This window comes from Suttonella sp. (assembly GCF_056855035.1).
In genome coordinates this window covers 25018-51873 of the sequence record NZ_JBXGGR010000036.1, presented here as the reverse complement: position 1 = coordinate 51873, position 26856 = coordinate 25018, and the positions used below count along the sequence as shown (strand labels likewise).

Sequence of the window (26856 nt, the reverse complement as noted above, 5' to 3'; positions counted from 1 at the left end):
CGGTCTTTTATGCGCAAGGAAACCCTATGAAAATCTTACATATCTGCTCGGAAATGTATCCGCTGATGAAAACCGGCGGACTCGCAGACGTACTCGGCGCCCTGCCCTTCAGCCAGCAGGCGCAGGGAGACGACGTCCGCGTTTTGCTGCCCTATTATCCGCAAGTCGCCGCGCAACTGGGCGAAACAGTGGAAGTCGCCAGACGCAAGACCTTTGCCGGCACTGCCGCCATCCGCTTTGCCTACTATCAAGGCTTGGGCATTTATGTGCTGGATGCGCCGCAATGCTTTGCCCGCGACGGCAATCCCTATCATGACGAGCATTATCAAGACTATCCCGATAATTACCGCCGCTTTGCCCTGCTCTCTTATCTCGGCGCGCAATTGGCGGAAGGATTAGACCAGTGGTGGGGACGCGCCGACGTACTGCAGGCCCATGACTGGCAGGCGGGACTGGCCTGCGCCTATTTACACCATTGGCACAGCCCCGTAAAAAGCGTTTTCACCATTCACAACATCGCCTATGTGGGACGCTTTGCCGCCCATCATCTATCCGAATTAGAACTGCCTTGGCAGGCATTCTCTATGCACGGTCTGGAATTTTACGGCGAACTGTCCTACCTCAAAGCCGGTTTATTCTATGCCGACCTCATCACCACCGTCAGCCCCACTTATGCGCGCGAAATCACCGAATCGATTGCCGGTGCAGGTTTTCACCAACTCTTGGCGGAACGCGCCGCCGCAGGTCGTCTCGTCGGCATACTGAACGGCGTCGATGAAAACATTTGGCAGCCCGCCCACGATCCGCTCATCGACAAAACCTATAGCGCCGCCACGCTTGCCGATAAAGCCGTCAATAAAAGCGCCCTGCAAAAACATTTCCAACTGCCTCAGGATAAGAAAGTTCTGCTCATCGGCATGGTCGCCCGTCTGACCGAGCAAAAAGGTGCGGATATTGTGTTGGACGCATTACCCGAACTGCTCAAAGAAAAAGTGCAAATGATTGTCTTGGGCAGCGGCGCGCCGCATCTGCAAGAACGCTTCCAAGCCCTCGCCGCCCAATATCCACAGCACATCGGCTTACACCTCGGCTATGACGAAACCCTTGCGCACCGCATTTTTGCCAGCAGCGATATGATACTGGTACCCAGCCGCTTCGAACCCTGCGGACTGACGCAACTCTACGCCCTTAAATACGGCGCGCTACCCTTAGTCCGCCGCACCGGCGGGTTGGCGGATACGGTAATCGACAGCGATGACGGCGGCACACAAGCCACCGGTTTTAGCTTTGGCGAAGCGCACACCGCCGATTTTCTCTCCGCTTGCCGCCGCGCCCTCAAGCTCTGGCAGCAGCAGCCGCAATGGCAGCATCTCTGCCGCAATGCCATGGCACAAGCATTTACCTGGACGCAGGCAGCCCAAGAATATCGGCAAATTTATCGACGTTTAATCAGTTGAAATAATTTACTAATATTTGATAGACAAGAAAAAAACGGCTGCTACAATAGCAGCCGTTTTTATTTAGGGAAATTTCTATGAATGCCACGAATCCGCAATATGTCGAGCGCGTTAAAAACGCGATTATCCATAAACTCATCTTCGCCTTGGGCTGCGATCCCAAAGAAGCCACCTCGCTGAACTGGCTGCATGCCGCCATGCGCGTAGTCAGAGACATCAGCACCGAAGGACGACTCGAAACCCGCCGCCTCACTTTAGAAAAAGGCAGCCGGCAGGTCTATTATTTATCCATGGAATTTCTCATGGGTCGTACCTTCAGCAATGCCCTCATCGCCGAAGAAATGTACGACGTCATCAAAGCCGCTCTTGAAGCGCTCGGACAAAATGTTGATGACATCATCAATGCCGAACCGGATCCGGGACTCGGCAACGGCGGTCTGGGTCGTCTTGCCGCCTGCTTCCTAGACAGCACCGCCACCATGAGAATCCCCGCCATGGGCTATGGCATCCGCTATGAATACGGCATGTTCTGCCAAGAAATCAATGCACAAGGCGAACAAGTCGAAATGCCGGACAACTGGACAAGTCATGAAATCGCTTGGCCTTATGTGCGCCCGAGCAAACGCTATAAAATCCAATTCGGCGGCTATGTGCAGGAAGAAGGCAATCGCACCCTATGGCATAGCGCCGATGAAATCACCGCCTTAGCCCATGACTATCTGGTGCCGGGCTATGACGTCAATCTCGCCAATAATCTGCGTTTATGGACAGCTCAGGTCGGCAGCAAAGTCTTCAGCTTGGCGGATTTTAACCGCGGCGATTATTTTGCCGCCATGGAAAAGCAAAACGCTTCGGAAAACGTCTCGCGCATCCTCTATCCTGACGACTCCACCACTAAGGGACGCGAACTGCGTCTGCGCCAAGAATACTTCCTCTGCTCCGCTTCCCTGCAAGACATCGTATGCCGCCATGAAGTCCAATACGGCGGCTGCGACAATCTTGCCGATAAAATCGCCATTCATCTTAATGACACCCACCCCAGCCTTGCCATTCCCGAACTTATGCGCATTCTCATCGATGAAAAAGGCTATGACTGGCAGCAGGCTTGGACAATGACCCAAAGCATCTTCTCCTACACCAACCACACCCTCATGAGCGAAGCCTTAGAAACCTGGCCGGTGGATATGCTGGGTATGATTTTGCCGCGCCATTTGAAACTCATTTTGGAAATCAACGAAGTCTTCCTCAAACAAGTCCAAGAACGCTATCCGCACGATCATGACTTAATCCGCCGCGTTTCCATCATTGACGAAGAAGGCGAACGCAAAGTGCGCATGGCTTGGCTCTCCGTCATCGGTTCGCATAAAATCAACGGCGTCGCGAAATTCCATTCGCAATTAATGGTGAAATCCATTTTTGCCGATTTTGCCAAACTCTTCCCCGAACGCTTTACCAACGTCACCAACGGCGTTACGCCCCGACGTTGGATCGGCATTGCCAATCCGCAACTCGCCACACTAATCGACGATAAAATCGGCGGCACATGGCGCAAAGACCTCACCCGACTCAGCCAGCTGAATACATTTGCCGATGACGAAGCCTTCTTGCAGCAATTGGCGCATATCAAGCGCAACAATAAACAAGCGCTCGCCGACTATGTTAAAAAACAATTGAACATCACGCTCAATCCCGATGCCATTTTCGACGTGCAAATCAAGCGCATTCATGAATATAAGCGCCAAAGCATGAACGTCCTGCACATTTTGGATCTCTACCACCGCATACTGGAAAATCCGGACGCCGATTGGCAGCCGCGCGTATTCATCTTTGCCGGCAAAGCCGCCAGTGCCTACTATATGGCAAAAAAAATCATTCATCTTATCAATAATGTGGCAAACATCATCAATCACGATGCCCGCATCCGCGATTTGATCAAAGTCGTCTTTATTCCCAATTACGGCGTCAGCTTGGCACAAATGATTATTCCCGCCGCCGACATCTCCGAACAAATTTCTTTAGCCGGCACAGAAGCCTCCGGCACCTCCAATATGAAATTCGCGCTCAACGGCGCCCTAACCGTCGGCACGCTTGACGGCGCAAACGTAGAAATCTTAGATGCCGTGGGCAAAGACAATATCTTCATCTTCGGCAACACCATTGAAGAAGTCGAACAACTGCGCCGCGAAGGCTACTCGCCGATGCGCTACATCGAGCAAGATGCCGCCTTAAGCCATATCGTGCAGCAAGTCAGCAATGGCGCATTTTCCCCTGATGATCCCACGCGTTATCAAGACTTATTCAGCCCCTTCGGAGATTACTATCAATCCTTTGCCGATTTCCGCACCTATGTTGAAGCGCAAAACCGCATCAGCGAGTTCTACCGCGATCCGATGGCATGGCAGCGTGCCGCATTGGCGAACATCGCCAATATGGGCTATTTCTCCTCCGATCGCTCGATTATGGATTATGCGCGCAACATCTGGAAAATCGATCCCTTGGACGATATTCCCTTGGATAGCGAAGCGCTGGTGGAAAGAATCAATAAAACCCTCAGCAGCAAAGCCGTATAAAACATAGCGTTAATTCAAAACAAATACTTGAAACTTTTGGCTCTATAGTCAAAGATTTCAAAAAGAGTTACAGTTTTGATTCATTTTGCTGTACTCTCTATAACGCTCGCAGCTTGATATTTTGTGTCACTTTTTCAGTTCTTCGACTATAGTCGATTGAAATAAAAATGAGACAAGGCGACGCCGTATCATTGCAATTTGAATCGGCTATATTTTTTGAATTGGCTATAAAGTAAGAGGACTGCCTGCAGTCCTCTTACTTTTAAATTTGAGCGAATGAAACTAAGGTAAAGCTTAATGTGACGGCTGCGCAAGCGGGCAAGTATGGGCAACGAGAATATCTTTCCCAACATGGCGAAGCTGCGTATGTCCGCAAAAAGCCATCGAAATATCCAATTCCTTATGAATAATCTCCAAAAACCTTTTCACCACTGCCTGACCATAAGCACCCAGACCGTAAATATAAGCGCGCCCAATTAAGGTACCTTTTGCGCCTAATGCCCAAGCACGCAACACATCCTGACCGCCGCGAATCCCGACGTCAAACCACACCTCCATCCGATCGCCCACCGCATCCACAATCGCAGGCAATGCCTCAATGCTGGCAAGCGCCCCGTCTAATTGCCGACCGCCATGATTAGACACCACAATCGCATCAGCGCCGTATTCAAGCGCCAATAAGGCATCTTCAACTTCCATAATTCCTTTTAAAATTAGCTTACCCTGCCAATAATCGCGAATTTGCTTAATCAAATCCTAATTCAGGCCTAAATCAAATTGCTCCGCCGTCCATGACGATAAAGAGCGAATATCCTTCACATCCGCCACATGCCCTACAATATTGCCGAAAGTACGATGCTTGCTGCGCGACATATGCCAACACCATGTGGGTTTCGTGGCAAGATTCAGCCAATTCTTCAAACTAGGTTTCGGCGGTGTGGACAAGCCGTTTTTAATATCTTTGTGCCGCTGTCCCAAAATCTGCAAATCCAAAGTTACCACTAAAGCCGAACAACCTGCCGCTTTCGCACGATCGATCAATTGATACATAAACTGACAATTACGCATCACATACAGCTGAAACCAAAAAGGTTTGCTCACATGCTGCGCCACATCTTCAATCGAACAGACGCTGACCGTCGATAAAATAAAAGGTACGCCGAAATCCTCTGCCGCACGGGCGGCAAGAGCCCACCGGCGCCAATGCCACAGGCATACGCACTTCCTGCCCGACCATATGAGTTGTCGTACTGCGATTTTCCATATTAATCGCTACCCGTTGGCGAAATTTTATTTTTTGTAAAGCCGCTTCGTTTTCGTGATAAGTACCTTCCGTCCACGAACCTGAATCGCAATAATCATAAAACATGCGCGGTACGCGGCGTTCGGCCACTTGGCGCAAATCTTCAATGGAAGTCATTTTTTCTAAAGGCGGTATCAACAACATCGTCACTCCTCTTTATTTGTGTGGATTTTTCATGTATTTTCTACCTCAGCCTAATGGAATTCAAGCATAAAATTCTTAGCAGCGAGTATTGACTATCATCCATTGCTCCGTATAATGCGCGCTTTCACACATTGCGAGAGTGGCGGAATTGGTAGACGCACTGGATTTAGGTTCCAGCGGGGTAGCCCGTGAGAGTTCGAGTCTCTCCTTTCGCACCAGAATACTGCGCCTTGTGGCGCATTTTTTTTACCTATATTTTTGTAAAGATTTGAGGATACTATGCAATCATCTGTCGAGAAATTAGAAGGTCTGGCCCATAAATTCACCATTGAAGTGCCAGCTGAACAAATCGACCGCGCTACTACTGAGCGTTTAAAAGCCATTCGCGGTCGCGTGCGCGTGGACGGATTCCGCCCGGGTAAAGTTCCTCCGCAAATCATGAAACAGCGCTACGGCGACAGCGCGCGCCGCGATGTTTTAGGCGATGAAATCGACACCGCTTTCCGCGAAGCCGTTTCGCAAACCGATTTGCAGCCGGTGGCGCCGCCGCAAATTAACCTTATCAGCGGTATCAAAGAAGGCGAAGCGCTGAAATTTGAAGCTGTGATTGAAGTCATGCCCGAAGTAGAAGTCAAAGGCTTGGATAATTTGTCGGTTACCTTGCCGAAAAGCGAAATCAATGACAAAGACATTGAAGAAATGGTGCAGACTTTGCGCCGCCAACAAGCCACTTTCAGCGAAAATGCGGAAAAAACCAGCGCCGAAAATGACCGTGTTACCGTGGATTTTGTCGGCCGTATCGACGGAGAAGCCTTTGATGGCGGCAGCGGCGAAGGTATTGCCGTGTTAATCGGCGGCGGTCAAATGTTACCGGATTTTGAAGACGGCTTAAAAGGCATGAGCTTGAATCAAGAAAAAACCTTCGACGTGCGTTTCCCGGATAATTACCCAAGCGAAGATTTGGCGGGCAAAACCGCGCAATTCACCGCAACAGTGAAAAAAATCGAAGAAATGCATTTGCCTGAATTAGACGAAGGCTTTATCAAACGTTTCGGCATTGAAGCCGGCGACGAAGCGGCATTTAAAAAAGCCATTCGCGAAAACATGGAACGCGAGCTGGAAAACGCTTTGCGCCGCATCCGCCGCGAAAGAATGTTCGACGCCTTATTGGAGCATAACGGCGATCAAATCGTGCCGCATGCCAGCCTTGACCAAGAAATGCACCGTATGGGCGAAGAAATTCAATTGTCTAAGCAAATTCCTGATGCCGAGCAACGTCATCAATTATTGCATCAATTGTTCGAGCCGCAAGCCAAACGCCGTCTGCAACTCGGTTTCTTATTAGGCAAATTGTTTGATGAGCGTAAAATCGAATTGGATCAAAGCCGCGTAGAAGCGCGTTTGAACAGCATCGCTTCCACTTACGAAGACCCGAGCGAAGTGAAAAATTGGTATAAAAATGACCAACAAACCCGTATGGCTTTGGAATCTTCCATTTTAGAAGAGCAATTGATTGATCAATTGTACGAAAAAGCTACGCAGAGCTTCGAAGATAAAACTTTCCAAGAAGTGATGGTAATCAACAGCCAAATCCGCAACTAAATCGAATCAATGCCGCTGGGCTTGTCTGAATTTTGCTTAAAATTTCAGGCAAGCTAAAGCAATCTTCATTTGATTTGAGAAGAAGTTAAGCGAATAAACGCGGCAGAGGGCGGTATAATACCGCCCTTTTCTTTGCCGAACTTGCATTTGCCCAAACAATCCCCATAAGAGCAATAGTCAAATATGAAGGAGTTATGATGGACAGTATTTCCAATATGCTTATCCCGATGGTGGTTGAGCAAACAGGGCGCGGCGAACGCTCTTATGATATTTATTCGCGCCTGCTGAAAGAGCGCGTGGTATTTTTAGTCGGCGAAGTCAATGATGCCAGCGCCAATTTAGTCGTGGCGCAAATGCTCTTCTTGGAAGCGGAAAATCCCGAGCAAGACATTCACTTTTACATCAACTCCCCCGGCGGCTCCGTGACCGCCGGCATGTCGATTTACGATACGATGCAATTCATCAAACCCGACGTCAGCACTATGGTGCTCGGACAAGCCGCCAGCATGGGCGCCTTTTTGCTCAATGCCGGCGCGGCAGGCAAACGCTATGCCCTGCCCAATTCGCGTGTGATGATTCATCAGCCTTTGGGCGGTTTCCGCGGTCAAGCAAGCGACATCGACATTCATGCCCGCGAAATTCTCTTTATCCGCGAACGCCTGAATGAGTTGCTCGCCAAGCACAGCGGTCAAGATATCGAAACCATCGCCCGCGATACCGAGCGTGATAATTTCATGAGTGCGGAACGCGCCAAAGCCTACGGATTGGTTGATGAAATTGTCGTCAGCCGTAAAAATTTGAAAGTTGGAAATTAAGATGAGTGAACAGCATTGTTCTTTTTGCGGTAAAAAGGAATCCGAAGTCCAGCGTTTGATTGCCGGTCTTGACGGCATTGCCATTTGCGATACCTGCATTCATTTATGCAGCGATCTCTTGGATGATGATGCCGAGCAAGGCGCCGCCGACACATTGCAGGCGGATGCGCCTTCCGATCCGGTGCTGGCGGATAAATTGCCTACCCCGCACGAAATCAAAGATTTTCTGGATGAATACATTATCGGGCAAGATGCGGCGAAAAAAGCCCTCTGCGTAGCCGTTTATAATCATTACAAACGTTTGCGTATGAACGAAGCCAAAGATCAAGATGCTGCGGAAATCGCCAAAAGCAATATTCTGATGATCGGATCGACCGGTTCGGGCAAAACCTTGCTTGCGCAGACTTTGGCAAAATTCCTTAATGTGCCTTTTGCAATTGCCGACGCCACCGCCTTAACCGAGGCCGGCTATGTGGGCGAAGACGTGGAAACCGTCTTGCAAAAACTGCTGATGAATTGCAATTTCGACGTGGCGCGTGCGCAACGCGGCATTGTTTATATTGACGAAATCGACAAAATTGCCCGCAAAGGCGAAAACATGTCGATTACGCGCGATGTCTCGGGCGAAGGTGTGCAGCAGGCATTGCTCAAATTGATTGAAGGCACGGTAGCATCGGTACCGCCGCAAGGGGGACGCAAGCATCCGCAGCAGGAATTGACTCAAATCGATACCAGCAATATTCTCTTTATTTGCGCAGGTGCTTTTGCCGGTTTGGAACACATTATTGCCCAGCGCACCGACCAAGGCGGTATCGGTTTCGGTGCGACTGTGCGCAGCAAAACCATGACCGGCGAGGCGGATCGCGCCTTGTTCCAGCAAGTCGAGCCTGAAGATTTAGTCAAATTCGGTCTCATCCCCGAATTTGTCGGACGTCTGCCGATTGTAACGATTTTAGATACGCTCGACGAAGCCGCCTTGGTCAAAATCCTGACCGAACCTAAAAACGCGATTGTGCGCCAATTCCAACACATTTTCGGCTATGAAGACACGGAACTGGAATTCACGCCTGCCGCTTTGGAAGCGATTGCCAAAAAAGCGATTGCGCGCAAAACAGGCGCGCGCGGTCTGCGTTCTATCGTGGAGCAATTATTGCTAGACACCATGTTCGATTTGCCCAGCGTGCCGCACAGCGGCAAAATCGTCATCGATAAAGACGATGTGGAAAACGGACTGCCGCCTTTAGCGGACAAAGCCAAAGCCTAAGGAAAAAATGAACGATACAACAAAACTCTATCCGATTCTTTCACTGCGCGATATTGCCGTCTATCCGCAAGTCATCGTGCCGCTCTTTGTGGGGCGTCCGAAATCGATTAGCGCTCTGGACAAAGCCATGGATAATTCGCAGGAATTATTGCTGGTACCGCAGAAAGACCCGAATATTACCGCCCCCGAGCCGGATGCCCTGCATGAAATTGCGACCTTCGGACGCATCGTGCAATTGGCAAAAATGTCCGACGGCACGGTCAAAGTCTTAGTAGAAGGCATTGCGCGGGTTAAAATCGCGCATGTGGAAGATAATGGCGAATGTTTGGTCGGCGGTTTTACGCCTTTGGAAGACGAATGGGGCGATGATGCCAAAGTGCTGACCGCACTCAGCGACAGCGCGATTGCCGATTTTACCGCCTATTTGAAAAGCCATGAGCGCAACGCCGACGAACTCATCGAAACCTTGCGCCAATTGGAAGACGGCGGACGCATTGCCGACACCATTGCCGCGCATATGGATATTCCCGTCGAAGCGCGCATCAATATCCTAGGCACGCTCAATATCCAGCAGCGTTTAGAACAAGTCCTGATTTTGCTGGAAGAGGAAAAAGACAAAGCTAAACTCGAGCAGCGGATTAAAAAACGCGTGAAAGAGCAAATGGATAAAAACCAGCGCGAATACTATCTCAATGAAAAAATCAAAGCCATTCAAAAAGAACTGAATGACCTTGACGAAAACCAATTGAGCGAAACCGAGCAGCTCGAGGCGCAAATCAAAGAAGCCAAAATGCCGGCGGCGGCAGAGAAAAAAGCCGTCGGTGAGTTAAACAAACTCAAGCAAATGTCGCCCATGTCGGCAGAAGCCACCGTGATTCGCAATTATTTGGAATGGATGATTGATTATCCTTGGTCGAAGCGCAAACGCAGCCAATACGACCTTGAGAAAGCCGAAGCCATTTTCGACCGCGACCATTACGGCTTGGCGGATGTGAAAGAGCGGATTATCGAATATCTCGCCGTACAAAAACGCAATAAAAACAACAAAAGCCCGATTATCTGCCTTGTCGGTCCGCCGGGTGTCGGCAAAACCTCTTTAGGCAAATCGGTCGCCGAAGCCACAGGACGCGATTTCGACCGCATTTCCTTAGGCGGCGTGCATGATGAGGCGGAAATCCGCGGACACCGCCGCACCTATATCGGCGCCCTGCCGGGCAAAATCGTGCAGAAAATGTGCAAACTAGGCAGCAATAATCCTGTGATTTTGCTGGATGAAATCGACAAAATCGGCAACGACCACCGCGGCGACCCCGCTTCCGCGCTGTTGGAAGTCTTAGATCCTGCGCAAAACAGCAGCTTCAGCGACCATTATTTGGAAACCGATATCGATTTGTCCAAAGTGCTGTTCATCGCCACCGCCAACACCCTGAATATCCCTGCGCCCCTATTAGACCGCATGGAAGTCATCCGCATTCCCGGCTATACCGCGCGTGAAAAACTGCACATCGCCGAGCGTTACATCGTGCCGCGCCAGCGCAAAGAAAACGCCCTGTCGGAAAAAGAATTCGTACTGCAAAAAGGCGTCTTAAACCAAGTGGTGGAAGATTATACGCGCGAAGCCGGCGTACGCAATTTGGAACGCGAAATCGGCAAATTAGCGCGCAAAGTGGTACGTAAATTGCACGATAAAAGCGTTAAAAGCGTCAAAATCACGCGCGATAATCTGGAAGACTATCTCGGCGTGGCGAAATACCGCCGCAGCGACGAAGACCTTGCGCCTAAAATCGGCAGCGTTACGGGCTTGGCATGGACCTCCGTAGGCGGCGAACTGCTTCAAATTGAAACCGCCGCCTTCAGCGGCAAAGGCAAATTGACCCATACGGGACAATTAGGCGATGTAATGAAAGAATCGATTCAAGCGGCATTAACCGTTGTGCGCCACTATTTGGAAGCGCATGACAGCGATTTCCGCTTCGCCGATTACGACCTTCACATGCACTTGCCGGAAGGCGCGACGCCCAAAGACGGGCCAAGCGCGGGTATTGCTATGGCAACCGCCCTGCTTTCCGCATTCACACGCAGCAAAGTGCGCGGTGATATCGCCATGACGGGGGAAATTACCCTGCACGGACGCGTGCTGGCTATCGGCGGTTTAAAAGAGAAATTGCTGGCGGCGCAGCGTGGAGAAATTCGCACCGTCTTAATCCCTAGCGACAACGTCAAAGACCTGAGTGACGTGCCTGAAGATGTAAAAAAAGACCTTGAAATTATCGCCGTCAGCCACGTCAGCGAAGTCTTTGCCCGCGCTTTTGCCGAAGAAAGTACGCCCAGCAAAGCCTTTATCCCTGTGCAAAGCCTGCAAAACGACGGTAATATGAGCAAACATGCACATTGAAAAATAAACTCTATCTTTCAATAAGATAAGTTTATTTTCAAATGTCTTTAATGCCTAGAAAGCGATTTCTAGGCATTTTTTTGTGCATTTTCAACCTATAAGAAATTAAAAAAGTTTGACACTTACCTGCATAATCTGCAAAAATCAGCACCGCTGGTGCTTGCACCACATCTTAATCAACCCTCATAAAGGTACATGGAATATGAACAAGACGGAATTAGTTGATGCCATTGCAGCCGCGGCTGACATCACCAAAGCGGAAGCGAGCAAAGCCATTGATGCTTTCTGCGACAGCATCACTGAAGCCTTGGTTAAAGGCGATAAAGTAACCCTCATCGGCTTCGGCACATTTGAGACTCGCGAACGTGCCGCGCGCACCGGTCGCAACCCGCAAACCGGCAAGGCATTAGAAATTGCCGCTAGCACCACGCCCGCTTTCAAAGCAGGTAAAAAATTAAAAGATGCGGTCAATCAAAAAAATGAGAAACCGGCTAAAAAAGAAGCGGCTCCTAAAAAAGCTAAAAAATAAGCTTCTTTGCAAAAGGCGACTTAAGTCGCCTTTTTATTTACATCTGAAACCTGTGATGAGTTTGACTACTTAAATTGCTTAAATATTAATTAAAATCAGAATATTGCATAATACCACTCCTAATTTTCTGAATAGTTTATGGGATTGACACAGTTTTTTGAACACTTCCTTTTTAGCACCTAACACGTCTCTTTGCCCCAAATTTGACAATATTTTCACTATTTAGTAGCATTTGACTTGTCGAGAATGAGCTTTTACTCCTGTTGTCAATTAAATATTGCAGCGCCCCTACACCCAAGAGGAAGTCTATTCTTCCAATAGGTTGGGATTGTTGAGAGGATTCTCGGTTTTTTTCTTGTCTGAAATAAATGATTTTATCTGGTTTATCTTGGCTCTAGGCTAGCAAAACTATTCTGTTAGTCAGTGCCTTGGAATATCGCGACGCAATGCCACAGCCTTATCTTCAATGACTTGGATTAGACTCTGCACATTGGTGCTATGAAGCCGACGTGGGGCGCTGTTACTGTTCTCAGTATCAACCTCTGTCATTTCCGGCATAGCGCCATCTGTGGCGACTTGTTGAATAGACAAGCCGCTATTTTCATTTTCCACTTCAATATTGCTTTGGAAATCCCCCTCTGTTAAGACAGTTCCGTTATTGAAATTATTAACTGCTTGACTTAGACTATCTGCACAACCTTGTGGAGCCGATGTGAGGTTGCATCATTTATGATGTTTTCTTCCATCATTTCTGGCACAGGGTTCTTTGTGCGAAGACCGCCAGTCATCATGCTTAGCATCATTGATTTCTCTCTGAATATCCGCTAATTTATCCACGTATTCTGCCCCCAAGCCCCTGCCTCTTCGTGAGTGAGCTTGCGTATCGGACAAGGTGGTTTTCAGCTGCCTGTCTTGAATCAGATGCCAAGTATGAAGCACCTGTATCAACACGGGAGAGTGTAGGGTTGGTATCAGTAGGAGCGGCATTGTCATCCCCCTTTCCGCTCGCATCTTCATACAATTCAAAGGCGGTAAGCATCCATACTTACACCTTGCGATATATTCCTGAGTTTTCTAAAATAACTTCTTTCCTGTCTCTCGAGGACAAAGATCAGCCACAGATTCTGTTTGTTGAGTAGATGTATTGGATTTTGCTGTCTGTTGAATATTTCTTTCTGTCTTGACTGTATGTGGCTATGTTAAATGCCGGTGAGAAATGGACAAGACCTATCAACAATTGGGGACAAACTATGATGCAGTTGTCTATCCATTTCCCCGGGCGCTTAGATAAGGTGATGAGCCTTTGATTAAACTGACACAGATTTCTGAACGCCCTCGAGGGTAACAAATTGTCTGCTTTATTTTATCTCTTATCTGCTAAAAAAATTTAATGAAGCGGCTAGGCAATACTGTTGCCATTAATTTTTTTTGTTTTTTATTCCGTCGAATATCTTCTGATGTGCCAATATTTGGCTTATCTTCAGCGTTTTTTTGCGGCAGCGGCAAGGAAGTGTCTAATGCTTTGCTCGGCTTCCGCCTCTGTATAGGCTCTGGCGCTTTTCACGGCAATCGGGCGGCGCGTCTGTGGAATGATTTGCCACAGATTGGGCTGCACATGAATGCGCAGGTGCACCGGTTTGCTGAGATATTGATTCAGCGCTTGGCTGATTTCATTATGCAGAAAGCGCAATTTAAAGGCGGCTTCGCTATTGGCGACGAGCAAATGCCATTCGCCTTTTTCAATTTTTTCAAAATAGACTTGATGCCGCCAAGCGGGCGGCAGGACTTTAAGCAGCAATCCTTGGTATTTTTCGTGCAAATGATAGTGCTGCCTGCCCATTTGCTGGCTGAGCAGTTGTTTAATCAGGGAATTGCTGTTTTTCAGCGGCAGAAAGCGGCGCTTATCCGCTTCATATTGCGGTGTTTCTTTGGATGACATCGGTTTCCCTCTTGAAAAAAGATATTTTGCCGCGATTTAGGGCTAATGCGGGTGCTAGGCAGGCAATTTTGCGCTATGATGCGCGGTTGTTTGCCCGCTTTGGGATTATTTTAGAATAGGATATACGGCTATGCTAGGCATACTGATGAGAAAAATTTTCGGCTCGAGAAATGAGCGCATTATTAAGCAATTGTCAAAAAACGTAAGGGATATCAATGCGCTTGAAGCGCAAATGCAGGCGCTTGATGATGAAGCTTTAGGCGGTAAAACGCAGGAGTTTAAAAGCCGTCTGGCAGCCGGCGAAACCTTGGATCAATTGTTGGTTGAGGCTTTTGCGGTGGTACGCGAGGCTTCGCGACGCGTTTTGGGTATGCGCCATTATGATGTGCAGTTGATTGGCGGCATGGTCTTGCATATGGGTAAGATTGCGGAGATGCGCACGGGCGAGGGCAAAACCTTGGTTGCGACTTTGGCGGTTTATTTGAATGCCTTGAGCGGGCACGGCGTGCATGTGGTTACCGTGAATGATTATTTGGCGCGTCGCGACGGCGAGGAATTGGGGCAGTTGTACAATTTCTTGGGGCTTTCCTGCGGCATTATTGTCTCCGGCATGTCGGTCGAAGCGAAAAAAGCCGCTTATCGGGCGGACATTACTTATGGCACGAATAATGAATTCGGCTTTGATTATTTGCGCAGCAATATGGCGATTATGCCTGAAGATCGCCTGCAAAGAGAGCTGAATTACGCGATTGTGGACGAGGTCGATTCGATTCTGATTGACGAGGCGCGCACGCCGCTGATTATTTCCGGCGAAGCCAATATGAATACGGATTTGTATGTGCGTCTGAATGCTTTGGTGCCTGCCTTAAGCGCGCAGGTGGAAGAAGACGGCGAAGGCGATTTCTCGATTGACGAGAAGAGCAAGCAGGTCGGCTTAACGGAAAGCGGTCACGAGCATGTGGAAGAGATGCTGCGCAAGGAAGGTTTGATTGCCGAAGGCGAGAGTTTGTACGACCCGAAAAATATCGGCGTCTTCCATCATTTGACTGCCTGTTTGCGCGCGCATCATTTATTCCATAAGGATGTGGATTATATTGTGCGCAACGGCGAAGTAGTGATTGTGGACGAGTTTACGGGGCGGACGATGGACGGTCGCCGCTGGTCGGATGGTCTGCATCAGGCGATTGAAATCAAAGAGGGCGTGCCGGTTAAAAAAGAAAGTCAAACTTTGGCGTCTATCACCTACCAAAACTTTTTTCGCCTGTATGACAAATTAGCAGGCATGACCGGTACGGCGGATACGGAAGCTTTTGAATTCCAAGATATTTATGCTTTGGAGACAGTGGTCATTCCTACCAACCGTCCGATTGCGCGGATAGATTACACAGATTTGATTTATCTGAAACAGGAAGGCAAATATCAGGCGATTGTCGAGGAAGTCAAGGCAAGCCAAGAGAAGGGACAGCCTGTGTTATTGGGTACGGCGTCTATCGAAACTTCCGAATTATTATCCAATCTGCTGACGCAGGCGGGGATTAAGCACGAAGTATTGAATGCCAAGCAGCATCAGCGCGAGGCGGAGATTATTGCCAATGCGGGCTTGCCGGGGCAGGTAACGATTGCTACCAATATGGCGGGACGCGGCACGGATATTGTGCTAGGCGGCAGTTTGCGTGCCGCCTTGGCGGCTTTGGGCGAGGGTGCGGGCGAAGCAGCGCAGCAACAAGTGCGCGAAGATTGGCAGCAGCGTCATGATGCTGTGATTGCCGCCGGCGGTTTGCATGTGATCGGCGCGGAGCGCCATGAATCGCGCCGCATCGACAATCAGCTGCGCGGACGTTCGGGACGACAGGGCGATCCCGGTTCCAGCCGTTTCTATGTGGCATTGGACGACAATCTGGTGCGGATTTTTGCCGGCGACAAAATGCGCAATATGATGCAGCGTTTCGGCATGTCGGAAGATGAGGCGATTGAGTCTAAAATCGTGACCAAGCAGATTGAAGGGGCGCAAAGAAAGGTGGAAGCGCATAATTTTGATGCGCGTAAGAGTTTGCTGGAATATGATGACGTTGCCAATGAGCAGCGCAAAGTGATTTATACCCAACGCAGCCGGATTATGGATGAGCCGGTGATTTCCGAGATGGTCAATGAGATGCGCGCCAATGTGATTGCGCGCCTGATTCATGATTATCTGCCCGAAGATGCGGTGCGCCAAAGCTGGGATTTGCGCGGTTTAGAAGCCGCTTTATTGGGCGATTTCGGCATTAAAGTGGATATTGACGGCGTGTGGCTGCAAGAAGAGCCGAATTTGTCTGCGCAGGAAATCGAGCAGCGTCTGTTTGAGATTTTGCAGGCGGTGGATAAAAGCAAACGCGAGCAATACGGCGATGAAGTAATGAATTGGGGCGAAAAATTTGTCGCTCTACAAGTGATTGACGAACAATGGAAATCGCATTTGAGTACGATGGATATGCTGCGTCAGGCGATTTGGATGCGTTCGCGCGCGCAAAAAGATCCTAAGCAGGAGTATAAGCGCGAATCTTTTGAAATGTTTAGCGAATTGCTGGATACGATTCAATTCCAAATTGTACGCCTGATGGCGCAAATCGCTTTCCAACGCCCGCCGGAGGCACAGGAAATCAGCGCGGAAGAATTGGCGGCACGTGAAGAAGCGGCGCAGCAGGCGCAGGCAGCGGATATGGAAAAGGCACAATTTCAAGGCGGAGAAGGCGAATTGCCTGCTGATGCCATCGCCGGTGTCGGACGCAATGAACCTTGCCCTTGCGGCAGCGGTGAACGCTTTAAAAACTGTCACGGCAAATTAGCCTGATGGTCAAGCAGGCGGTTGCGGCGGGCATTCTCGTCAATCGCGCCCGGCAAGTGCTGATTGCCGAGCGTCCGCAGGGTAAGATTTATGCCGGCTACTGGGAATTTCCCGGCGGCAAAATCGAGGCGGGTGAAAGCGCGATTGCTGCCTTGCAACGCGAATTGCAGGAAGAATTGGGGATCGATACGCAGCAGGAAGACTGGCGTTTGTTTTACCAAGACAGTCGCGGCGAAGAAGTCGCCTTATCGTTTTTTATTGCCGAAAGCGAACGGGATTACGATCCGCAAGGTTTGGAAAACCAACGTTGGCAATGGGTGGCGCTTGCCGAACTGAGCCGTTATCGCTTTCCGGAGCCTAATACGCAGGTGCTGCGATTATTGCAGCAGGAATATCAAGAAAAGGAGCAAAAATGAGCCGCTTTTTATTTACTTCTGAATCGGTTTCAGAAGGGCATCCCGATAAAATCGCCGACCAAATTTCCGATGCGGTTTTAGATGCGATTTTAGCCAAAGACAAACATGCACGCGTTGCCTGCGAAACCTTAATCAAAACCGGCATGGTCGTGGTTGCCGGAGAAGTGAGTACCAGCGCATGGGTGGATTTGGAAGATATTGTGCGCAATACCATTGTCGAGATTGGCTATAACAGCTCGGATGTGGGCTTTGACGGGGCGACTTGTGCCGTCTTAAATGCGATTGGCAAGCAGTCTTCCGATATTGCGCAAGGCGTGGATAGAGAGGAAAAACGCAAGCAGGGCGCAGGCGACCAAGGTCTGATGTTCGGCTATGCCTGTAATGAAACCGAAACCCTGATGCCGGCGCCGATTACCTATGCGCACCGCTTAGTGGAGCGGCAGGCGCAATTGCGTAAGGATAAAGTCCTGCCGTGGCTGCGTCCCGATGCGAAAAGCCAAATCACTTTCCGTTATGAAAACGGCTTGATTACCGGCATTGATGCGGTGGTGCTTTCTACCCAGCATGACCCTGATATTAAGCAGAAAGATTTGCAGGAATCAGTACGCGAACTGATTATTGAAAAAGTTTTGCCGGCACAATGGTTGAGCAAAGACACCAAATATCATATCAATCCGACAGGGCAATTTATCATCGGCGGACCGGTCGGCGACTGCGGTTTGACAGGGCGCAAGATTATTGTCGATACCTACGGCGGCGCGGCGCATCATGGCGGCGGCGCTTTTTCGGGCAAAGATCCGAGCAAAGTGGATAGAAGCGCGGCTTATGCCGGTCGCTATGTGGCAAAAAATATTGTGGCGGCGGGCTTGGCGGAGCGTTGCGAAGTGCAGGTCTCTTATGCTATCGGCGTGGCAGAGCCGACTTCGATTATGGTCAATACCTTCGGCACAGGCAAGATTGCCGATGGGGAAATTGAAAAACGCGTACGCACTGTGTTTGACCTCACGCCTTACGGCATTATCAAAATGCTGGATTTGGTGCGTCCGATTTACCGCCAAACCGCCAGTTACGGGCATTTTGGACGTGAATTGCTTGATTTCACTTGGGAAAAAACCGACCGTGCAGAGGCTTTGCGTTCGGCATAAGGTGTTAGCGTATGGTCAGAGTAGCGAAGCTTAGCTTGTGGTGCTTTTTCAATTATCCGACTTTAGTAAAAATATCCCTTTGAATTTAGGGGATATTTTTTGATTTATAGGATGAGTGCCGCTATCCAGCCGGCAATGAAAAGCGGGATGTTGAAATGCAAAAAGGTCGGGATTACGGTATCGCGGATATGGTTGTGCTGTCCGTCGCCGTTTAAGCCGACCGTCGGTCCCAAAGTAGAATCCGAGGCGGGCGAACCGGCATCACCCAAGGCACCGGCGGTGCCGATAATGGCAATGGTAGCCAAAGCGGAAAAGCCCATTTCCATGCACAGCGGCACATAAATTGCCGCCAAAATTGGCAGAGTGGAGAAAGAGCTGCCGATACCCATGGTCACTAATAAGCCGACTAATAACATGGCGGCAGCGGCTAAGGCACGGTTATTGCCGAATAGCTCCATCGCTCCACTCACTAGAGAATCGATTTGTCCTGTGGCATTCATGACTTCGGCAAAGCCTTTGGCGGCAATCATGATGAAGCCGATCATCGCCATCATGCGGATGCCGCTGTCGAACACGCTGTCGGCATCTCGGCGCTTGACTACGCCTGCCAACATCAAGACGGCAAAACCTAACATGGCGCTCAGTAATAAGGCATTATCAACGAATAATTGAATGGCAAAAGCGACGATAATCGCGGCAATCGCAACGGCGCTGCGGTAGGTGCTGGGCGCGATGGCTGTGCTGTGCTGTTGTTGCTGTACTTCGCGGCTTTGATAGTGGCGCGCTTTGCGATAGCTGAAAAAGGCGGCAATTAGCAATCCTGCAAACATACCCAAAGCCGGAATCGCCATTGCCGTGACAACATTCAATCCCTGTGTATCTAAACCGAATTTGGCGGCATTGCCGAGCAGAATCTGCTTGAGGAAAATCTCGCCGAAGCCGTAAGGCAGGAACATATAAGTAGTAACCAAGCCGAAAGTCATCACGCAGGCAAGCAGGCGGCGGTCAATCTGCAACTGATTAAATACCATCATCAATGGCGGTACGAGCATGGGAATGAAGGCGATATGGATAGGGATAAGGTTTTGGCTCATGACCGACATCGCCAATAGACCTGCCATCAGCAGCCATTTCAGATTTAATGTCGAGCGGCTGCCGCGTTCCTGCTCCATTTTGCGAATGACAAGATGGGCTAATTGTTGCGGCAGACCCGAGTGCATGATTGCCATGGCAAAGGCGCCCAGCATGGCATAAGACAGGGCGATTTGCGCGCCGCCCGCCAAGCCGTTTTGAAAATGCTCCATCACGCCTAATTGTGTATTGCCGGCGCTGTCTGTCACCGTACTTAAAGGCAGTCCTGCATACAAACCGCCGATAAAGGCGGCAATAGCCAAGCTGAGCACGACATTGATACGCAGCAATGCCAATATCATCATCAGCACGACGGCTAAAACGACTGCATTCATAAATTTCTCCTTAATGAAAAATCGCTCATTTTAGGTAAAAAAGTGCGGAAAAAAAAGCTGTCGCCAATTCGGATATGACTCATTCCTATGCAAATAAAACGGATACATCGAGAGCGGTTTAAAAGAGGATGAAAACAGCTACTCGGTTTTTAGGCGCTTTTGATTTAAAGCTTTAACTTAAGAAAGGATTTCTGTATTATGCGCAAAAATTAATGTATTGGAGAAAAGGATGAATCCTGAAAAAATATTCGACGGCTCAATGGTTTTTTCTATTGTGCTGATTGTAGTAGTCTTTTGGATTGCCAAAAAAGCCATTCAAATTGTGCCGCAGGGTATGGAATATACATTGCTGCGTTTGGGGCGTTATCAGAAAACCTTAGAGCCCGGTTTTAATTTATTGATTCCTTTTTGGCAAAGCGTCGGGCATCGCGTGAATATGAAAGAGCGGATGTTGGACGTGCCGCGTCAGGAAGTCATTACCAAAGACAATGCCATGGTCTCGGTTGACGGCGTTGTGTTTTTCCAAGTGGTGAATGCGGCGAAGGCGGCATATGCGGTGGATGATTTGGAATATTCGATTATGAATTTGGCAATGACGAATCTACGTACCGTTATGGGATCTATGGCTTTGGACGATTTACTGGCACAGCGCGATGAAATCAATCAGCGCTTATTACAAACTATTGATTTGGCGACTAACCCTTGGGGGGTAAAAGTCACACGAGTGGAAATTAAAGATATTACGCCGCCGGCGGATTTGGTTGCGGCAATGGCGCGGCAGAAAAAAGCCGAACAAATTAAACGTGCGCAGATTTTAGAAGCGGAAGGACAGCGTCAGTCTGAAATTTTGCGTGCCGAAGGGGAAAAGCAATCGCAGGTCTTAGAAGCGGAAGGACGCAAAGAAGCGGCATTTTTAGATGCGGAAGCGCGCGAGCGTTTGGCGATTGCGGAAGCACGCGCAACGGCGACCTTATCGCGTGCGATTTCCGAAGGCAATATTCATGCGACCAATTATTTCGTTGCACAAAAATATGTCGAGGCTTTGGCTAAATTTGCCGAAAGTAATCAGCAAAAAACCTTTTTCCTGCCAATGGAATCTAATGGCATTTTAGGGGCTTTGGGCGGTATGGCGGAAATGTTGCGCCAAAATGTGAGTGACAGCAGTTTCAGCGCCGTAAATCCTTCCCAATCGAATAAGCCTACAGAGGAATAGCCATGTATTACATCGAACCAATTTTTTGGAATTGGCTGATTTTGGCTTGCTTGTTTTTGGCAATTGAGGCTTTTACGACATCCTTCTTCTTTATTTTCTGGGCAATGGCGGCATTAACGCTAACTTTGCTTACTTGGCTGATGCCCGAATTGGGCATTCAAAGCCAAGCTTTGGCTTTTTCGCTCTTATCGATGATCAGCATTACGGCATGGTGGTTTATCACTAAAGCTTGGCAGCCTAAAAATCATAATGACGAGGCGGCTAAATTAAATAATCGCAGTCGCAATTTGATTGGACGGCATTTGGTTTTAGAAATGCCGATTGTGCATGGTAGCGGACGGGTTAAGATTGATGACGGCATGTGGACGATTCGCGGTGAAGATATGCCGGCCGGAACGACAGTGTTGGTGGTGAATGTCGATAGTTTGGTCTTAGATGTGGTGAAAGTTGGCTAAGCTAACATTCGTCTTTTTATTCTGTTTGTTCAGCAAAGCGATTGCCGCGCCCTTGCAATTTAGCAATGAGCGCGGCTTATTATTTGCGACGGTGGAATTTAAAGGCGTGGAATACCGTATTTTTACTGCTAATCCTGCGCAAATGCGTCTGCTGTGGCGCGATGAAGCGGGAAAAAATTACAGCAAATTGCGCGCCGCAGCGGCTGCACTGAGCGCTAAGGGCGAAAATGTTTTAATGCTGATGAATGCCGGTATTTATACGCAGGACTATCAGCCTGCCGGACTGTGGATTGAAGAAGGCAAAACTTTGCGCGCTTTAAACCGCAGCAGCGGCAAAGGCAATTTTCATATTCAGCCGAACGGTGTACTGTGGTTTGGCGGACAATCCGCAGGCATAATGCCGATCGAGCAATGGCAGAAACAGCCGAAAAAAGCCGCTTATGCCTTTCAATCAGGACCGATGATGATTATCGACGGAACAATCAACTCGCGTTTTATTAAAGATTTGTCTTCTCCTTACAAACGCAATGCCGCCTGTATCAATGAAGCGGGAGAGCTGTATTTTATTATCAGCACTGCTGTGCGGCAGGATAGCGAATGGCCGAGTTTTTATCGCATGAGCGAGGCGATGCTGTCTTTCGGTTGTCGGCAAGCCCTGTATTTAGACGGCAGCATTTCGCATTATTATGCAATCAGACAGAGTAATTGGTTTCATTGGCGACCGTTTGTGGGTATGATTGCCATCGTTGAATAAGCTTAGGACTGATGATGCACAAACAATCTTCTTATTATGCCGCCTTAGATTTAGGCTCGAACAGTTTTCATCTTATTGTGGTGCAAGTGACCGCCAGCGGCATTCAAGAAGTAGACAAAATCAAGCATATGGTGCGATTGGGGGAAGGTTTGGGCAAAGACAATATGCTTGATGACGCTTCCATCAAACGCGCTTTGACCGCCTTAGGGGAAATGCGTCAGCGTATTGAACATATTCCGCGTGATCAAGTGCGTGCGGTGGGAACCAATACCATGCGCGTGGCAAAAAACGGCGAAGAATTTCTGCGTAAAGCAGAAAAAGCTCTTGGCGCGGATATTGAAATCATCAGCGGCAATGAAGAAGCGCGATTGATTTATCTTGGCATCAGCGAGCATAACTTCTTTAAAGACGTCACCTTGGTCATTGATGTAGGTGGCGGTTCGACGGAAGTTATTATCGGTGAAGGCGAAACGCCGAAAGTCTTGCGTTCGATGAAAATCGGCTGTGCCAATATGGCAAATAAATTTTTCCCGCGTGGCAAAATTACCAAAACAGGTATTAAAAAAGCCTTGTCGCATGTCGCTGTGACAATTGAACCGCATGTAAAAGAATTAAGTATGCATGAATATCAGCGCGCAGTCATGAGCTCGGGCACGGCTAAAAGCACGGAAAAAGTTCTGCAAAAATTGGGTATCAGCAATCAGGGAATTACGCGGCAAGGTTTGCATCGCTTATTAGAAGTGCTACTGGAAATCGGGCACGCGGATAAATTGGCGGAACGTTTGGAAATCGATCCTGCGCGTGCTTTCGGTTTTACCGGTGGCGTGTGTATTTTGGCAGGGCTCTGCGACATCTTGCACATTGAATCGGCTTTTGTCAGCCAAGCGGCTCTGCGCGAAGGCGTCTTGCTAGACTTAATGGGACGTGATGAAGACGGCAGTCATGATGAACGAGAGCTTACCATTGCCGCCATGCAGCATCGTTTTACGGTTGATACGCTACAAGCGGAACGCGTGGCAAAAATGGCACAGCATATTAACGCCGCCATGGCGCAAGAAGCTCCGCTGCGATTTGCACCGCTATTAGGCTTTGCCGCCCAATTGCACGAAATCGGCTTGGCGGTTGCGCGCGGCAAACAGCATCAACACGGCGCTTATCTCATGGAGCATGCGGATATGCCGGGCTTTTCTCAAGTCATGCAAAAAATGATGGCGATTCTGCTACGCGGACAGCGTAAGAAATTGCCTGCTAAATTAATTCGCGAACTAAATCCCGCTTATCAAGAATTTATTTGGCAATATTTATTGGCATTGCGCTTAGCCGTGCTGCTATACCGCTCGCGTGTGCCTTTGGCAGAATCGGATTGGCCAACAGTTAAATTGAAAGATAAAATATTGAGTTTGAGTTTTTCAGAGCAATATTTGCAAAAACATCCTTTAAGTGTGGCGGATTTGCAAGAAGAATTAAAATATTGGGATGATGCGCCTTTTTCTTTGCAGGTTAATTTTCCAGAAATAAAAAAATGAATTTTAAACCCAAGGGCATTAAATCTTAATTTAGTAAAAAATAAAGGCAGAATAATCTGCCTTTATTTTGTCTGTAAATATAGAAATATTTGCAGAGTACTAAGCATTAGCTTATCTATTATTCTAAAATAACACGCGCATTTACTGCTTGCAGCGGACGGCTGTTATTGCCCATAATCGCTTCAATAGCTTTTACTTGCGCTTCGCTAGCACTAACAGTGTTTTTCAACAATAACCAGTTAACGCCTTCGCTGCAAGGAGGTGTTGTTAGAGAACCGTTGAAACGGTAGTAATCTAAAGCTTCAGGCAACATTTCGGCAGGGTTGATTTGCGCTTTTAAAGCAATCGGTTCACCGGCTTCTTTAGGCATAGCCGCCCAAACGGGAGAGAGTTGTGCGTTTTCCGCGCCAACTTCATATAGCAAACCTAATACGGCAAGATTGTTATTGCTGTCTGCATGTACGAAATGCACTTCTAAAGGGAAAGATTTGCCTTGAATGCGGTTTTCGCTTGGCGTATGGAAATGGAATTGTTTAAGCGTGAAAGTATTTTCATTTAGCGAGAGCTTGTTGGCATCATCTTTGAAATTTACTTGAATGGTATACCATTATTCACGATTTCTGCTTTTGCCGCCTTGTAATCCAAATTTAAAGCCGGCGGTTCGCCGCTGATAGTATCGACCACATCGATGGGTGATTGGTTTTATCGCTTGAGCATAGGGCATAATTTGGAGAAAGTTCGCCCCATTTTTCGGGAGATTCGTGTCCTGTATAGTCCTAATGGGTGCCTTCATCAGCAGCAAAACTAGGGCCGGTCACTATAGTCGGAGAAGTGAAAAAGTAGTACAAGGCGGCGAGCCGCAGACAGTACAGATAGTACGGCAAGGCGAGTCAACGCCGTAATACTTTTTCAATTCTTCGACTATAATAGGCTTTGTAAAAGCGCTAAGGATAGTTTTTTCATTGTTTTCCTTCCTGAATGAATTAGTAAATCGCTCCATGAGCGTGGCTACTTTATAATAAATAAGGATAAAGTAAAGTTCTTTCACCCTTCTTTTAATTTACAAGTTTCAATATGAAAATTTGTTACTGCTTTAGTATTTGTTAATACAGCTGATTATGATGAGAGAGTTTGAAGTTAAAATTTGACAATAAATTAAATTACTTATGAAAATATTCCCTAGGTTGAGAAGTAAAAAGCAATCCGGGCAAGCAATTGCAAACAGTGTGGTAAGTGGCGCCAATACCGTAGCGCTTTTGATGCAGACAGATGAAACCTGTGCTTCGAGTCGTTTAATTAGCGGAAAGATTGTCGTTTTGTTTTTGACATGTTACGGATAGCAAAAAAGAGCGCATGTCAGTCGTCGGATAAATTGGCGCCCGAGGCCAGAGTCGAACTGGCACTCTTTCCCTTAGGAGGGGACTGCTTTATCCATTAAGCTACAAGGGCATTGAAAGAAAAAGAGCTCGCCGATAAGCCGGGTTCTGTCGTGGACAATCATTCCTCTGCGACGCTGATTACTCACCGCCTGTAGCGATCTACCCGAAACCGCGACGGGCAGCCGCAAAGGTTTCCTATTTGATCTTGCTCCGAATGGGGTTTGCCCTGCCACTTTTGTTGCCAAAAGCGCGGTGCGCTCTTACCGCACCATTTCACCCTTACCTCATCGAGGCGGTATATTTTCTGTGGCACTTTCCGTCAGTTCGCACTGCCTGGGCGTTACCCAGCATTCTGCCCTATGGAGCCCGGACTTTCCTCCGGCTGATGCCGGTGATTGTCTAGCGAACTCGGTGCGGATTATAGGGGAATTTTTTTATTTTGTCTGCTGTTAATTGACTAGCATTTTGCTATGATTGAGATATTTCATACAGATAAGGGATTAGCGATGGGCATTGCTTTGGCAGTATTGGCGGCATTCTTATTATGGGCGGTATGGGTGTTCAACCGCTTAGTCAAAAAGCGCAATGAGATTGCTAATGCCCGCGCCCAAATTGAGGTGCAATTAAGCAGACGCTATGAATTAATCCCTAATCTGCTCAAAGTAGCGCAGCGTTATATGCAGCATGAGCAAGCGGTGCTGGAAGCGGTCAGTCAAGCGCGTGCGGCAGCCCTCCGAGAACCTTTGGCGGCAACGCAGGGCCAGCAAATGGCGGCGGCTTTAGGGCACTTTTTCCTACGCGCCGAGGCCTATCCCGCGCTTAAAGCCGACGAACAGATGCTGCGTTTGCAAGAGGAATTGCGTAGCACGGAGAATCGCGTGGCATTTGCGCGCCAGTATTTGAATGATGCCGTTAATGATTATAATGATGCTTTGCAAGTCTTCCCCGATTGCTTGCTGGCGCGTTGTTTTGCTTTTCAATCGCAGGAGCAATTGCTCTTGCCCCCTGTGCCAATCAAGGAATTGGTTTCTTAGATGATGTCTTCAAGGAGATAGTTATGACGTGGTTTGTCATTTCCGTATTTTTGCTGGCGGTGTTAATCGGCGTGCCGGTATTCGTGGTTATGGTGTATAACCAATTGGTGCGTTCGCGCAATGCGGTAGCCAATCAGTTTTCCGATATTGATGTGGTGCTGAACAAGCGCTACGACCTTATCCGCAATTTGGTCGAGGTGGCAAAGAAATATTTGCAGCACGAGCAGGCGACTTTGGTGCAGGTAACGCAAGCGCGCAATACGGCAGCCAGTGCGCTGAAGCAGATTCAGCAAAGCGGCGGCAATGCGGCAAATATAGGCGCGCTTTCGCTGGCGGATAATCAGTTAACCCATGCTTTAGGCAATTTACAGGTGGCTTTCGAGGCTTATCCCGATTTGAAAGCGGATACGCAAATGCTGAATTTGCAGCGCGAACTTAGCAATATCGAAACCGAAGTGGCGCGTGAGCGCAATTTGTACAATTCCTACGTCACGGAATATAACAATTATCTGCAAGTCTTCCCGAATCATCTGATTGGCAGAGCCTTTTCTTTCCTGCCCTCGCCGTGGTTGGAAGTCGCCGATGCGAAAGTGCGCGAAGCAGTCAAGGTCGATTTCAGCTAAAAG

At 48.5% G+C, this 26856-nt stretch carries 19 protein-coding genes, 2 tRNA genes, 1 other RNA gene and 2 pseudogenes; 18 read left to right on the top strand and 6 right to left on the bottom strand.

Annotated features, from left to right (window positions below; translation table 11 throughout):
* Positions 1-26 precede the first annotated feature (26 nt).
* Both glgA and ACJHVI_RS03380 read left to right on the top strand, forming a co-directional pair.
* On the top strand, positions 27-1457 hold the full coding sequence (gene glgA, locus ACJHVI_RS03385) for a glycogen synthase GlgA (protein WP_483183213.1): 1431 nt from the start codon (positions 27-29) through the stop codon (positions 1455-1457).
* Positions 1458-1534: 77 nt separating this feature from the next.
* On the top strand, positions 1535-4027 hold the full coding sequence (locus ACJHVI_RS03380; RefSeq protein WP_483183212.1) for a glycogen/starch/alpha-glucan phosphorylase: 2493 nt from the start codon (positions 1535-1537) through the stop codon (positions 4025-4027).
* A gap of 294 nt (positions 4028-4321) precedes the next feature.
* Here ACJHVI_RS03380 and ACJHVI_RS03375 read toward each other — a convergent pair.
* Positions 4322-5396 (bottom strand): annotated as a pseudogene (locus ACJHVI_RS03375) (alpha-hydroxy acid oxidase).
* 211 nt (positions 5397-5607) lie between these two features.
* Between ACJHVI_RS03375 and ACJHVI_RS03370 the strand changes: the two are divergent.
* From ACJHVI_RS03370 to ACJHVI_RS03340, 7 genes and pseudogenes are all read left to right on the top strand, one after another.
* Positions 5608-5692, top strand: a tRNA-Leu gene (locus ACJHVI_RS03370).
* A gap of 61 nt (positions 5693-5753) precedes the next feature.
* The gene (tig, locus tag ACJHVI_RS03365) at positions 5754-7076 is read left to right on the top strand and encodes a trigger factor (RefSeq protein ID WP_483183211.1); all 1323 of its coding nucleotides are present in this window, start codon (positions 5754-5756) and stop codon (positions 7074-7076) included.
* Between the two features lie 194 nt (positions 7077-7270).
* Complete coding sequence (gene clpP, locus ACJHVI_RS03360; RefSeq protein WP_483183210.1) at positions 7271-7891, top strand: ATP-dependent Clp endopeptidase proteolytic subunit ClpP; 621 nt, start codon at positions 7271-7273, stop codon at positions 7889-7891.
* Position 7892: 1 nt separating this feature from the next.
* On the top strand, positions 7893-9155 hold the full coding sequence (clpX, locus tag ACJHVI_RS03355) for an ATP-dependent Clp protease ATP-binding subunit ClpX (protein ID WP_483183209.1): 1263 nt from the start codon (positions 7893-7895) through the stop codon (positions 9153-9155).
* Positions 9156-9162: 7 nt separating this feature from the next.
* The gene (gene lon / locus ACJHVI_RS03350; protein WP_483183208.1) at positions 9163-11550 is read left to right on the top strand and encodes an endopeptidase La; all 2388 of its coding nucleotides are present in this window, start codon (positions 9163-9165) and stop codon (positions 11548-11550) included.
* 202 nt (positions 11551-11752) lie between these two features.
* A complete protein-coding gene (locus ACJHVI_RS03345) occupies positions 11753-12079 on the top strand; it encodes an HU family DNA-binding protein (RefSeq protein WP_115218536.1) in 327 nt (108 codons plus the stop codon).
* Positions 12080-13263: 1184 nt separating this feature from the next.
* Positions 13264-13386, top strand: a pseudogene (locus tag ACJHVI_RS03340) (IS256 family transposase); the annotation flags it as partial.
* Between the two features lie 173 nt (positions 13387-13559).
* Here ACJHVI_RS03340 and ACJHVI_RS03335 read toward each other — a convergent pair.
* Positions 13560-14018, bottom strand: coding sequence for a DciA family protein (locus ACJHVI_RS03335; protein WP_483183207.1), 459 nt, complete (start codon positions 14016-14018; stop codon positions 13560-13562).
* Positions 14019-14148: 130 nt separating this feature from the next.
* Between ACJHVI_RS03335 and secA the strand changes: the two genes are divergently transcribed.
* Genes secA through metK form a run of 3 tightly spaced genes read left to right on the top strand, consistent with a single transcriptional unit; the run spans position 14149 to position 18403 of the window.
* Positions 14149-16848 carry a preprotein translocase subunit SecA gene (gene secA / locus ACJHVI_RS03330; RefSeq protein WP_483183205.1) on the top strand — a complete coding sequence of 900 codons (2700 nt, stop codon included), beginning with the start codon at positions 14149-14151 and terminating at the stop codon, positions 16846-16848.
* Entirely contained in the window at positions 16848-17258 is a 411-nt protein-coding gene (locus ACJHVI_RS03325; RefSeq protein ID WP_483183204.1) for a (deoxy)nucleoside triphosphate pyrophosphohydrolase, read from the top strand. Before secA ends, ACJHVI_RS03325 begins: the two co-directional genes overlap by 1 nt.
* On the top strand, positions 17255-18403 hold the full coding sequence (metK, locus tag ACJHVI_RS03320) for a methionine adenosyltransferase (RefSeq protein ID WP_483183203.1): 1149 nt from the start codon (positions 17255-17257) through the stop codon (positions 18401-18403). The genes ACJHVI_RS03325 and metK overlap by 4 nt, the downstream gene beginning before the upstream one ends.
* A 104-nt stretch (positions 18404-18507) precedes the next feature.
* Here metK and ACJHVI_RS03315 read toward each other — a convergent pair whose 3' ends face one another.
* Positions 18508-19869 carry a Na+/H+ antiporter family protein gene (locus tag ACJHVI_RS03315; protein ID WP_483183202.1) on the bottom strand — a complete coding sequence of 454 codons (1362 nt, stop codon included), beginning with the start codon at positions 19867-19869 and terminating at the stop codon, positions 18508-18510.
* Between the two features lie 229 nt (positions 19870-20098).
* On the opposite strand from ACJHVI_RS03315, the gene ACJHVI_RS03310 reads away from it, so the two are divergent.
* Genes ACJHVI_RS03310 through ACJHVI_RS03295 form a run of 4 tightly spaced genes read left to right on the top strand, consistent with a single transcriptional unit; the run spans position 20099 to position 23817 of the window.
* Complete coding sequence (locus tag ACJHVI_RS03310) at positions 20099-21082, top strand: SPFH domain-containing protein (RefSeq protein ID WP_115219255.1); 984 nt, start codon at positions 20099-20101, stop codon at positions 21080-21082.
* A 2-nt stretch (positions 21083-21084) separates the two neighbouring features.
* The gene (locus ACJHVI_RS03305) at positions 21085-21537 is read left to right on the top strand and encodes an NfeD family protein (protein ID WP_483183201.1); all 453 of its coding nucleotides are present in this window, start codon (positions 21085-21087) and stop codon (positions 21535-21537) included.
* Positions 21530-22291, top strand: coding sequence for a phosphodiester glycosidase family protein (locus tag ACJHVI_RS03300; RefSeq protein WP_483183200.1), 762 nt, complete (start codon positions 21530-21532; stop codon positions 22289-22291). Before ACJHVI_RS03305 ends, ACJHVI_RS03300 begins: the two co-directional genes overlap by 8 nt.
* A gap of 11 nt (positions 22292-22302) precedes the next feature.
* Complete coding sequence (locus tag ACJHVI_RS03295) at positions 22303-23817, top strand: Ppx/GppA phosphatase family protein (protein WP_483183199.1); 1515 nt, start codon at positions 22303-22305, stop codon at positions 23815-23817.
* Positions 23818-23935: 118 nt separating this feature from the next.
* Here the strand turns inward: ACJHVI_RS03295 and ACJHVI_RS03290 are convergent, their stop codons facing one another.
* The 3 genes from ACJHVI_RS03290 to rnpB all read right to left on the bottom strand — a co-directional run bounded on the left by ACJHVI_RS03290 (position 23936) and on the right by rnpB (position 25607).
* Positions 23936-24415 carry a carbonic anhydrase gene (locus ACJHVI_RS03290; RefSeq protein WP_483183221.1) on the bottom strand — a complete coding sequence of 160 codons (480 nt, stop codon included), beginning with the start codon at positions 24413-24415 and terminating at the stop codon, positions 23936-23938.
* Positions 24416-25190: 775 nt separating this feature from the next.
* A tRNA-Arg gene (locus tag ACJHVI_RS03285) sits at positions 25191-25266 on the bottom strand.
* Between the two features lie 8 nt (positions 25267-25274).
* Positions 25275-25607, bottom strand: an RNA gene (rnpB, locus tag ACJHVI_RS03280) — RNase P RNA component class A.
* Between the two features lie 59 nt (positions 25608-25666).
* Between rnpB and ACJHVI_RS03275 the strand changes: the two genes are divergently transcribed.
* Positions 25667-26230 carry a LemA family protein gene (locus ACJHVI_RS03275; protein ID WP_483183198.1) on the top strand — a complete coding sequence of 188 codons (564 nt, stop codon included), beginning with the start codon at positions 25667-25669 and terminating at the stop codon, positions 26228-26230.
* A 23-nt stretch (positions 26231-26253) separates the two neighbouring features.
* The gene (locus ACJHVI_RS03270) at positions 26254-26853 is read left to right on the top strand and encodes a LemA family protein (protein ID WP_483183196.1); all 600 of its coding nucleotides are present in this window, start codon (positions 26254-26256) and stop codon (positions 26851-26853) included.
* Positions 26854-26856: the final 3 nt, after the last annotated feature.